The sequence below is a fragment of the thiotrophic endosymbiont of Bathymodiolus puteoserpentis (Logatchev) genome (genome assembly GCF_900127505.1).
GTDB lineage: Bacteria > Pseudomonadota > Gammaproteobacteria > PS1 > Pseudothioglobaceae > Thiodubiliella.
Genome location: NZ_UEXF01000058.1, coordinates 74,312 through 85,767, shown reverse-complemented (window position 1 = coordinate 85,767; position 11,456 = coordinate 74,312). Strand labels below are relative to the sequence as shown.

14 protein-coding genes are annotated in these 11,456 nt (G+C 37.8%); all 14 read right to left on the bottom strand.

All coding sequences use genetic code 11. The annotated features are described in order from the left end of the window. Positions 1-116: 116 nt before the first annotated feature. Positions 117-809: a tetratricopeptide repeat protein gene (locus tag BHECKSOX2_RS07780; RefSeq protein ID WP_139683119.1), complete on the bottom strand. Its 693-nt coding sequence runs from the start codon at positions 807-809 to the stop codon at positions 117-119. 189 nt (positions 810-998) lie between these two features. After that, positions 999-1,604: an SIR2 family protein gene (locus BHECKSOX2_RS07775; RefSeq protein WP_139683118.1), complete on the bottom strand. Its 606-nt coding sequence runs from the start codon at positions 1,602-1,604 to the stop codon at positions 999-1,001. A 9-nt stretch (positions 1,605-1,613) separates the two neighbouring features. Further along, positions 1,614-2,345 (bottom strand): co-chaperone DjlA, encoded by a 732-nt coding sequence (gene djlA, locus BHECKSOX2_RS07770; RefSeq protein ID WP_139683117.1) that lies wholly within the window; start codon positions 2,343-2,345, stop codon positions 1,614-1,616. Between the two features lie 55 nt (positions 2,346-2,400). After that, positions 2,401-2,682, bottom strand: coding sequence for a hypothetical protein (locus tag BHECKSOX2_RS07765; RefSeq protein ID WP_139683116.1), 282 nt, complete (start codon positions 2,680-2,682; stop codon positions 2,401-2,403). Beyond that, positions 2,679-3,665 carry a beta-N-acetylhexosaminidase gene (gene nagZ / locus BHECKSOX2_RS07760; RefSeq protein WP_139683115.1) on the bottom strand — a complete coding sequence of 329 codons (987 nt, stop codon included), beginning with the start codon at positions 3,663-3,665 and terminating at the stop codon, positions 2,679-2,681. Before nagZ ends, BHECKSOX2_RS07765 begins: the two co-directional genes overlap by 4 nt. Before the next feature lie 3 nt (positions 3,666-3,668). Further along, complete coding sequence (locus BHECKSOX2_RS07755; protein ID WP_180323716.1) at positions 3,669-5,183, bottom strand: AmpG family muropeptide MFS transporter; 1,515 nt, start codon at positions 5,181-5,183, stop codon at positions 3,669-3,671. After that, positions 5,177-5,578, bottom strand: a complete 402-nt coding sequence (locus BHECKSOX2_RS07750) for a rhodanese-like domain-containing protein (protein WP_090715317.1) — start codon at positions 5,576-5,578, stop codon at positions 5,177-5,179. Before BHECKSOX2_RS07750 ends, BHECKSOX2_RS07755 begins: the two co-directional genes overlap by 7 nt. Continuing rightward, the gene (locus BHECKSOX2_RS07745; RefSeq protein WP_090715319.1) at positions 5,575-6,021 is read right to left on the bottom strand and encodes a L,D-transpeptidase; all 447 of its coding nucleotides are present in this window, start codon (positions 6,019-6,021) and stop codon (positions 5,575-5,577) included. Before BHECKSOX2_RS07745 ends, BHECKSOX2_RS07750 begins: the two co-directional genes overlap by 4 nt. Continuing rightward, complete coding sequence (gene rlmD, locus BHECKSOX2_RS07740; RefSeq protein ID WP_139683114.1) at positions 6,018-7,334, bottom strand: 23S rRNA (uracil(1939)-C(5))-methyltransferase RlmD; 1,317 nt, start codon at positions 7,332-7,334, stop codon at positions 6,018-6,020. Before rlmD ends, BHECKSOX2_RS07745 begins: the two co-directional genes overlap by 4 nt. Beyond that, positions 7,327-7,635 (bottom strand): type II toxin-antitoxin system YafQ family toxin, encoded by a 309-nt coding sequence (locus BHECKSOX2_RS07735; protein ID WP_139683113.1) that lies wholly within the window; start codon positions 7,633-7,635, stop codon positions 7,327-7,329. The genes rlmD and BHECKSOX2_RS07735 overlap by 8 nt, the downstream gene beginning before the upstream one ends. Positions 7,636-7,638: 3 nt before the next feature. Then, positions 7,639-7,893 carry a type II toxin-antitoxin system Phd/YefM family antitoxin gene (locus BHECKSOX2_RS07730; protein ID WP_090715326.1) on the bottom strand — a complete coding sequence of 85 codons (255 nt, stop codon included), beginning with the start codon at positions 7,891-7,893 and terminating at the stop codon, positions 7,639-7,641. Between the two features lie 174 nt (positions 7,894-8,067). After that, positions 8,068-9,186, bottom strand: a complete 1,119-nt coding sequence (glcF, locus tag BHECKSOX2_RS07725) for a glycolate oxidase subunit GlcF (protein WP_139683112.1) — start codon at positions 9,184-9,186, stop codon at positions 8,068-8,070. Between the two features lie 19 nt (positions 9,187-9,205). Further along, positions 9,206-10,186 (bottom strand): virulence RhuM family protein, encoded by a 981-nt coding sequence (gene rhuM, locus BHECKSOX2_RS07720; protein WP_139683111.1) that lies wholly within the window; start codon positions 10,184-10,186, stop codon positions 9,206-9,208. 227 nt (positions 10,187-10,413) lie between these two features. After that, positions 10,414-11,388: a DDE-type integrase/transposase/recombinase gene (locus BHECKSOX2_RS07715; protein WP_139681955.1), complete on the bottom strand. Its 975-nt coding sequence runs from the start codon at positions 11,386-11,388 to the stop codon at positions 10,414-10,416. Between the last annotated feature and the right edge of the window lie 68 nt (positions 11,389-11,456).

Below are 11,456 nucleotides of genomic sequence, written 5' to 3'. Positions count from 1 at the left end.
AGATAAAAAGGTTAAGGATCTTAGAAACTTTAAAGAACTTGATAGACCCAATAAAGGATGACACTCACTTTATTCGAGGCGATGAGTGCTTTTGTAAGAATATATCAGGTAGCCCGTTATTGACTAATCTTATCTGCGTATTGTTGCAATAATTCTATAGGTTCAAAACCTTGTTCTTTTGCCCGCTCAATATTGACAGAAAAATCCCACCCTATTGACTTTCCCCCCATTTCCAACAACACATCCAATTGTTCTATCGCCTGCTGTCGATAGTCAGGATAATGTGCCAAACGATAAAACCACAATTCAACCAATAAATCCTGTTGATTATCAACAGAATTAAATGCTTTGTCTAAATACACTTGCGCCTGAGATTCTTCACCCTTAATGAGCAAAAATTTTGCATAATTGCCATTAACAGCTGCATCATTAGGTTCAAGTTCTAAGGCTTTTTTATAATGCTTTTCTGCTTGGTCGTGGTCTTTGCCGATAATCGTTAAAAAGTTTGCATAATTGACACAAAGTTCAAAACTCTCAGGATATGCTCTCAACCCTTTTCGATATATTTCATTTTTCTTATTAGGATCCGTTTCTTTCATGGCTTTTAATTCATAACCCCACCAAGTGGGCAATTGTGGTTCTAATGCCTTTAATTCACTGTCCTTCATGCCCCCTCTTTGACTTAACTTTCTCAGTTGTTCTTTGTAGTTTTTTACTTGTTGAATGACATTCTTAACCAATACACTGTTCTCAACATTGTCTAGATCAATTAATGAAGGGTGTTTTAATTTATCATTTAACACTAGCATAAAACGATCAAACCCTTCAATTTCAACAATAAAATCTTGCTCTGTTAATAGTTTTTTTTGTTTCTATTGATAGTCTGTTTTTATCTCTACAACACCAATAGATGGGTTTTCTCCTGATGGTTTTTCGTAAATGATCCATAATGCCTGTGTCGTAGCCACCACAACCAATCACAATTAAATGCACGCCTTCTAAAACAGGGGGAGGTTCTTTTTAAACTCAGGTGACAAGGTATTTGTATCTTGCTCGGTATTTTTTGGGCTTAATAAATAATCATGGTGTAGTTTCACAATCACTGGGCGAATACTATTGCTAACAAAAAGGTAATCAGCCAAAGAGGTGTGCCCGATAATTAAAGGTTTGGCTTGTTGGGCATTATGAAGTGAGAATAAAGCGTCTTCGGTCATTGTGTCAAAGTTGGTGGTTAGCACAAATTTATGCTTGGTGTTGGTTAGAATTTGTGCCAAAAATAAGTAGCCGATGCTTGGGGTTGCTTGATTAATGTATTGTTGTAGTTCTTCATGACCAGCGGAGGCGTTCGATCTAAAACGCCGAGAGAAAATGTCACTATAGTGTTTGGCGGGTTCTTCTTCCCACTTTTTAAGGTCTGTATTATTGATCCCCTTATTGTCTTTAATGGTTTCCAACCACTTTTCACTTAATTCTTTAGCGACAGGAATGCCAGACTCAACGGAAGCACCCGCCCCTAAAAAGAAGCCGTATCTTGTATCGCTATCACTGGCATCGGCAACAGCTTGAATTAATTCTTGATAACTAATGCTTTGTGCTTCTATCATAGGGTGGTGCTAGTGTCGAGATTTTTTGATGGCATCATAAGCTTTGTTGATTTTTTTTGACTGCTCATTAGCGTAATCCATAAATTCTTTAGGTAGACCTTGGGACTGTATTTTATCGGGATGATGCTTTGATATGGCCTTTCTGTAGGCTTTCTTAATCTCTTTATCGCTATTATCTTTAGTGCACCCAAGTACTTGATAATGCTTATCTATATCAGCCTCACCCCAACTACTTTGGTTATTGACACTATTTTTATAGTCATTATATATACCGTTGTGTAAACCTAAATACTCGGGTATTTTTCTTAGAATTTCATCTTCTTGTTCGTGCAAAACACCATCAGAATACGCAACTTCCCAAAGCACTGCATAGACAACCCCTCTCATTTCTGAGCTGGCTACTGCTCTATATTGGCTGGCATATTCATAGATTGATTGCTCACTTGACGATGCTTTTCTAAAGGCATTGATAGCAGTTTCTTTGTCTTTGCTACTCAATCTTATAGCGTTCATAAACCGTGTTACAGCATCAATTTCTTCTTTAGCAATGACACCATCTGCCTTTGCCATTTTCGCAAGCATTGAGAAAAGAGAGTTAAGAAATAGTGTTGTGGCATGAGTATTGTTATTAACATTGAATGACTTTGTAACAAAGCTCAATATCCAAACTATCGCAATTCCAACAAATGCACCAACAGCTCCATTAATCCAATAACCAAAAATAGCAGCCAACCAAATCATTTTTTATTTTTACTAATTTGAGACTTTTTTAAAAACATATTGAATTGAATTGAATTTAATTTAAGGTTTTCTTTAGATCGTCAACAGAAATGCTTTGTACCGTTTGTTCATCAGTGTAAACAGGTTTCATTTTAGTATGTGTACCGGATTCTTTTTCAATGACGACCTGTCTAGAAATAACGATATCTAAGCAATCGGTGATCATTTTTTGCGTATCCTGTGTCAATGGATGGCGCAATCCTGGCTTGGTCATAGTGTCCTTTGCTACAGAAATAAGGGTTTTTCTCACCGCATTTAATAGGCGAAGTTCAAAATCTTGATTGTTGTCTTTACTCATAGTAAATCACTGATATTTTCTAAATGTTGCGAGTAAGTTATTTTACCGACATCCTTAGACTTAATCCCTCGCATTGATTGTAGTTTTTCACTCATCGTCCAATCACGATCAATCACCTGCTCAACTAATTCAGGATGATTACAAATCAGCACCATATCACAGCCACTCTCAAGTGAGACTTGAACACGCTTGACTATACTTTTAATGAAATGTGCACCTTGCATGGATAAATCATCACTAAATATCACGCCACCAAAACCCAATTTTTCTTGCAAAATTTCCTTAATCCATTTTGATGAAAAACCCGCTGGATTCAAGTCCACTTGCGAGTACACCACATGTGCTGGCATTACGGCGTCCAAACCATGGTTAATAAGCGCCTTAAAAACAGCCATATCTTGAGAAATATCATTCAATGGGCGCCCATCTACTGGTAAATCTAGATGTGAATCTGCTGCTACAAAACCATGTCCAGGGAAATGCTTACCCACACATTTCATACCTGCATTATGCATGCCTTCAATCAGGCTACTGGCCAATTTCACCACCACATCAGGGTTAGAATGGAAGGCTCTATCGCCAATCACAGAAGATACATCATAATCCAAATCAAGCACCGGTGCAAAAGAAAAATCTACACCAATGGCTAATAATTCTGCTGCCAACACATAACCGCAAGACGCGGCTTGTTCTAAAGCGTGGTCTGGATTTTGGTCGTAAATCTCACCGAGTTTTGCCATCGCTGGTAAATGGGTAAAACCCTCTCTAAAGCGTTGCACTCTACCGCCCTCATGGTCAACAGCAATGAGTAAATTCTGATTGGTTAAACGAATAGATTGAATTAAGGATTTCACTTGATAAATATCTTTAAAATTACGCGAAAATAAAATAACGCCGCCAATTGAGGCTTTGGCTAGCTGTTGTTTTTCTAGATTGGTTAATGTCAAGCCTGACACATCCATCATAATAGATCCTAAATTCATATTTTAATCAATGTAGGGTTTAACTTTATACACCAAATACAAAATTGGCAATCCGATCAGCGTGGTGAAAATAAAAAATTCACTATAGCCAAATACCTCTACGATTGTGCCTGAGTAGCCACCAAAAATCTTAGGCAATAAAGTCATTAAAGACGAAAAAACAGCATACTGAACCGCGGTAAATTTGATATTGGTAAGGCTTGATAAGAAAGCAATAAAGGCTGCCCCTGCCAACCCTGCCGATAAATTATCCATCGTAATGGTAATGTATAGCCAAGTCATATCATGACCGACACTTGCCAAAACGATAAACAATAAATTGGTTATTGCAGACAGAGCCGCACCTAAGAACAACACTTTAAATACGCCAAATCTAATCGCCATCAAGCCGCCTAAAAACCCGCCTGCAACAGTCATAAATAGGCCAAATGTTTTAGACACAGTGGCAATTTCAATTTTGCTAAAACCCATATCTTGGTAAAAGATATTAGCCACAACGCCAAGTACAATATCACTCACTCGATACAAGCCAATCACTGCTAATAATAAAATAGCAACACTCAATCCGTAGCGATCAAAAAAATCTTTAACTGGCTCAACATAAGTACTGTTCACCATCGAGCGATTGACAATATTTAACGCGATTAATATTCTAGCTGCCATATAAGCACCTGCAATGGCCAGCATCATTCTTAATGTAGCAACGATAAAACCAGACAAATGCTTATTGGAAAATACTTCCGTAAGGCTTGATTTAAATGCCTTGCCAAGATCAGCACTAACAACAAATGTGGCAATAAAAGCAGCGACTATGGCTAAAAATAATGCAAAAAATCTAAGGTAATCTGCGGTTGAGTATTCTTTATTGTAACGACTTAAATCAGGCTCTTTGATTAATAGTGTTGTTACCACACCGAGCATCATCACCATAATCATCACTAAGTAAGTATTTGACCAAGCTGAGAAACTATATAGCTCTTTGGTGGAGCCAAAATAACTGGCCAAAAATAAACCACCGGCGCCCGCTACTAACATGCCGATTCGATAACCTGCAATATAAGTGGCAGACAACATTGATTGCATATCTTTATCGGCTGATTCAATGCGGTATGCATCAATGACAATATCTTGTGTGGCTGACGAAAACCCAAGTAGCACCGCACCAATTGCCATTAACTCTAAATTATCAATATTAGCTTGCGGATCAACAGCAGACATTAGCCATATTGAAACCATGATTGCCAATTGAGAAATAAACATCCATGATCTTCTTCGACCTAAAAATTTGGTCAAAAAAGGCAAAGGCAACCGATCAACCAATGGCGCCCATACAAATTTAAATGAATAGCCTAATGCCGCCCAAGAGAAGAAGGTGATACTAGATTTTACAACGCCGGCTTCATTAAGCCAAAGCCCTAGCGTAGAAAAAATAAGCAAAATTGGAACACCCGCTGAGAAGCCAAGAAAAAGCATGGTTATCACTCGAGGGTGGATAAAAAGCTTAATATTGTCTAACATTGCACCCAAGGCATGCCATCATGACGCCAGCCATTGACATTGCCACGCTGATCATTTTCATCGAGATCCCCCTCAAAACCACTAACAACATGAGCAACATTAGTAAAGCCAAATTTAAGCAGGCATTTGCCCGCATCACCAGAGCGATAACCACTACGACAAATTAGAATAATTTCAGTATCTTTTTGGCAATTAAAGCGTCCAATAGCAGCAATGAATTCACCTTCATTGGCCTCCCAATCAGGGTCATCAAGCCAGGGCACAAAAATACAGTCAACTGGCCGACCAACAAATTTGTTTTCTGCTTCACAGCGAACATCAATTAGTACCGCATCTTTATTGGCTTTTAGACGCTCTAAAGCATTCTTAGGTAAGTATTGTGCTAATATAGTCATGCTTTCATTATAACAACATCTTCACCGATTTTAACGCGTTCAAATAACTCAATAATATCTTGGTTACGCAGTCGAATACAACCCTTTGAACTAGGCACACCCATTGTTGCCTCATCAGGTGCACCGTGAATATAAATATAGCGTTTTTTGGTATTTTTATTATGAACCTCAAGCCCATCCAACCAAAGAATGCGCGTGAGTATCCAATCTCTATCAGGATGTTGCTGCTTTAATTTAGGTGAATATATTTCACCCGTTGGCACCCTAGCAACTAATACTGCACCTGATTCAAGTCCATCACCAATCATCGAGGCGATTTTAAATTTGCCCGTTGGTGTACAAAATGAACCCTCTTCTTCCCCAAGTCCATTTGCTGCGCTGCTGATAGAATAAGTTTTATCTTTAAAAGATAGTATTTGGTCTTTAATACTAATACTAATCATTTGGTAAATAATGCAATAGATTCAACATGAGCAGTCTGTGGAAACATATCCATCACGCCTGCAGATTCTAGTTTATATCCAATCTCAATGAGTCTAACAGTATCTCGTGCCAAAGTTGCAGGATTGCACGACACATACACCAATCGCTCAACGCCAAGTTTAGCTAATAATTCTACAATTTCAATTGCGCCTGAGCGCGCTGGATCAATCAGTGCTTTGTTGTATTTTTTGCCTCTAAACCATTCAAAACCTGCTACTTCTTTAAACAAATCTGCCTTATAAAAATCAGCATTTTGAATGTCATTTCTCTGTGCATTTTCCTTAGCACGCTCAATCAGTCCGCTATCACCTTCAACACCAACCACATGTTTTGCATAACGAGCTATCGGCAAAGTGAAGTTACCCAAACCACAAAACAAATCAATCACTTCATCATCCCCATTAAGCTCAAGTAATGACAACGCTAGGTTAATCATTTTTTGATTAAGTTTAAAATTCACCTGCGTAAAATCCGTGGGTAAAAACGCCATTTCAATATTATGCTCAGGATGAGAATAGGTTAAATTAACGATTTTCTCAAGTGGCTTAACTGTCTCCTCACCACCACTTTGGGTATAAAAAGTAATATCCAAATCCTTAGCACAATCTAACAATATTTGCTCATCTTTCACACTTAATGGCTCAAGATGTCGCAAGATAAGCACCGTGTTATTTTCAGCAACGGCAACTTCCAATTGGGGAACTTGTGATTTGATTGAGAGTTTTTCTATTGCATTACCTAACGCTACCAAATGCTCGCCAATAGAAGGATGCAATACTTCGCACCTATCCATATTGGCAATCCAGCCTGATTTTTTTTCTCGAAAACCCACCAATACTTTGTCTTTCTTAGCAACAAAACGCACGCCTAAACGCGCCTTACGCCTATAGCCCCACGCCTGCGCTTGCAAAGGCTCAAGCCAATTTTTTGGCTCAGTTTTGGCTTGCTGTTCAAATGCATCTTTTAGCCACTTTCCTTTAGCATCAATTTGGTCTGTGCCGGATAAATGCTGGAATGAACAACCACCACAAATACCAAATACGCAACACTTTGGTGTAATGCGTTTAGGTGATGCAACAAGTACCTTACTCACATCTGCTTCTTCGAATTTAGCACGCGAAAAAGCACGCTCAGCAATCACTGTTTCACCCGGCAACGCCCCACTCACAAAAATTACCTTCTCATCAAGATGCGCAATACCTCGCCCTTCGTGAGAGAGTGATTCAATCTCTAATTCGTAAGTCTTAGGCTTTAGTTTTCTTCTTCTACCCATTTTGATATTTTAATATTTTAATATTTTTTAAATAATTGTTGGTGCGTGCCAAGTCAGCAAAATTAATTTGATTTTTAGATGCCTTGTAAATTAACAACCAATTTGACTTCAAATGGCACTCTTGATAACCCAACCAGTTACCCACTAATTTATGTGTCAAATATTTTTTATCCAAAACAATATCACCAGCCAAGTTGGTCATAACCAATTTCAACTCATTAAAATCATTATCATTGAACTTTCCAGAATTTTTGTCACGCTTAATATCTTTCTTAAACTTTTTATCAAGTTTAATGATCATAACTTACAAATCCAAATCATCAAACATCTCTTGAGCATTGTTATAAGTGATGACATCTTTACCTTGCTCTAAGTTTTGAATAGCCTGCATCGTTTCAGCATTTGCAATCTTTCCTGCATTATTTAATGCCTGATATTTTTGATAATCCATTACCACCACAAAAGGCTTATTTTGTTTAGTTATTAACAAATCAGATCTAAGTGCGTTTTGTAAAATAGAAATATTTTGCTTCAAATGACTGCTTGAAGTTTTTTGCATAATTTTTTATCCATTTTGTCTATTCTAGACTATTTTTCTAATAATTTATTCCAATATTCAAAAGTTATTGCAAACTTCTTATTTTCTCAACTTCATTTTTAATGGTAACTGGCAGTTGGTTGATGAAATTACTAAATTTTTTAGTGGTACGCCTTAAATTTTTACTAAAACCAATCAATTATTCAACAGTTCTATCCAATGTTTAACAGGTACTTTGGTGCCTTTTTGCAAGTGCATTAAACAACCTATATTCGCAGTGACAATCATTTCTGGATTGCTGGCTTGCAAATTTTTTAACTTATTGATTTTTAACTGTTGTGAGAGTTTTGGCTGAAATATTGAATAAGTCCCCGCTGAGCCACAACACAGATGCGCATCAGCCACAGTAGATGGCTCATAGCCCAATCGCTTCAAAATAGACTCCACCAAACCGCCGAGTTGTTGCCCGTGCTGCATTGTGCAAGGAGAGTGATAAGTTATTGTTTGATTAAACGTTTTGAATATTGACAAATCTTTATCTGCCAAAAACTGTGCAATATCGCATGTATTTTGACTCACTGTTTGTGCCTTTTGATAATAGATATCACCCTTGTCAAACAGCGAACCGTAATCTTTTACCATCACCCCGCAACCACTAGCGCTGGAGATAATCACCTCAAACGAGTGCCATGCATCAATATTTTTCTTAATTTTTTGTAGCGCCTCATCATTGGCACTAAGGTGTTGGTCAACGGCACCGCAGCACTGTTTTTGCGGGGTTTCTTCTACTTTATACCCCAATTTAGTTAAGATATTTTTAACGCTATGATTAATATTAGGTGCCAGCATAGGCTGTATACAGCCACCCAGCAACAATACTGTCTTGCCTGATATTTTTGGCTTAATAACAGGTGTCTGGATACCAGAGTGTCGAAACAAAAATCCAATCATATTAAACAACACTGGCATGGTTAAAAACTTGCGCACAGCAAAACGAGAAGCCTTTTGCCATAGTGGCCGCTTGTCTTCTATGACTGCCCTGCCAATGTCTAACAAATGCCCGTATTCCACGCCCGATGGGCAAGTCGTCTCACAAGCACGACAAGTTAGGCAACGGTCTAAATGTTGTAGACTGTCAGCGGACGATTCGTTGTTTTCCAAAGCCGATTTAATCAAATAAATGCGCCCACGAGGTGAATCCAACTCATTGCCCAACAGTTGATAAGTCGGGCAAGTTGCCAAGCAAAATCCGCAATGCACGCACTTGCGAATAATATCATTGGCTTTAAGGTTTTGAATGTCTATTGTTTGCATTTTTCTTTGGCAAGCCTCATTACTTCAAGTCCTTAACTTTTCTCTCAAGTTGTTTAATAAAATCTTTTTCAACTTGTGTGATTCTATTGCTTGCTTGCTCTTTATAAATTTCATATTCACGATGTGCTTTTTTGATGGCTTGTTGATGACTGATAACCCCAGAATGTTGCAAAACATTTTTATTAGTCATTTTCAAAAAAGCATCTAATCGCTTAATCCAATCAGCCATATACATTGGTGTGCGGTCTAAGGCTTGTATTTCTGCAATTTCCAAAAATGCCGTTACCATTCGGTTCAACATATCCAACTCGTCTTTTGTAAGATAATTTTTAGCAGTTTCAACTTCCTTTTTTGATGGTATTTCACCTTTAAAATTGGTTAACCCCATGTGTTCTTTTGACGAATTTACTCGCTTATAGACTGTTTCTGCTGCTGTTTCTCCATAACTTGCCCAGTGCATTTTATTTTGTATGGTTTCAAACACCTTTACAGATTGTTCTGTTTTAGGATCATAATCAATACTTGTGGCGTAAACCTCTAAAACCTTACGCCAAAATACTTTTTCCGATGAACGAATATCACGAATTCGCGCTAAAAGCTCCTCAAAGTAATTCCCGCCGCCCGCTTCTTTGAGCAGTTCATCGTTCATGGCAAAACCTTTTATCAAATACTCTTTAATGAGTGCCGTCGCCCACTTTCTAAAATGCACCCCCTGATGTGATTTGACTCTGTAACCTACCGAAATAACCACATCAAGATTGTAAAAATTAGTCGGTTTGATAGAAAAATCGGAATTTCCGATTTTTCTCATTGAAGGCTCTATCTCAAGCTCTTCTTCTTTGTAAATATTAAGAATATGCTCGTTAATAGTAGAACGGGATTTTTGAAACAACTCGGCGATCTGGTCAATGTTTAGCCATACGGTTTCGTTCTCAAAATGCGTTTCAATTTTGATTTTTCCGTCTTCGGTTTGGTAAATGATGAGTGGGGTGGTTTTCATTGTTTTATTCTCAGATAAAATTTTCCTAAATTGTACAAAAATTCGTATAATTTGTACATTAACTTATATCGCCCACTTGCTCCGTAACACACCGGAAAACATTATTGCCCCTTATTTAGTAAAGACATTTGGTAATTTTCGTCGCCCGCCTCAACTTAATGTCATAAATTATGATTTCAGGCTTTTAAATTCTTGTTTACTCAACTGAAATGTCAGGTTTCACCACGTTATTCCCTACTTTCAAAAACCACACTCCGAAACATATCAGGCTTTCTGATAAACAAATCAGGCTTCAAATTATACCAATACTCTAAAGCCTCATAAGGCGTCCTTACCTTAATCTCTTTTCTAAGTCCACCATGTCCACGATTAAAATTATAAAAAATCAAAAACTTGTTCAAATCTTGCTTCATTTCATCAATGTTTTGATACGTTATCGCCTTAACTGTTGCATTCTTAATCGTGCCATTGACGCGCTCGACCATGCCATTGGTTTTAGGGGTTGCAGGCTGTGTTAATCGATGCTCAATCTCACTGCGTGAACAGAGTTTGTCAAATTTGTGTTTACCACTAACTTGCTTGTCTTTAGTGACAAACTTATCAGTAAACTCTAAGCCATTATCAGTTAATATATGCGTAATTGTAAAAGGATAAAAGTCCTTGCAATTATTAAGGAACTCAACGGCATTGATAGCGGTTTTATTCTCATAAATCTCAAAATAAAGCACCCTAGTAGCACGATCAATGGCAACAAACAAATATTGCTTCTTACCCGCTAGTTTTGGTAAATAGGTAACATCAATGTGTAAATATCCAGGCTCATATTCCTTAAATGTAGAGGCTTGTTGTTTCTTTTCTTGTGGCACTCGGTTAATGCCAAAACACACCAAAGTGCGATATACATTACTCCTATTGGCATTTGGCATGCAGGCAACAATACTATCAGTTAAGTCATCAAGTTCTAACCAAGTGAGGGTTCGTACTACTCGAATAATCTCACGCTCGGTCTCATTTAAAGCGTAGTGTATTGTCTTTGGTCTTGAGGTTTTGTCTTTAACAAAATCACGACTCTTCCATTTGGCAATGGTTTTAGTGCTAACACCAAAGCGGTGTGCTAAGGTAGTATTCGAAGCCTTAGCCCCGTGTATAATCGCTCTTGAATGTGCATTAGTATTCGCATTCATGTGGTAGTTCTGTTTCATATATTCTCCTTTTTGTAGTAGAAAAAAAGTTAATATGTTACGGCAACTACCACCCTAATTTAGGGGGG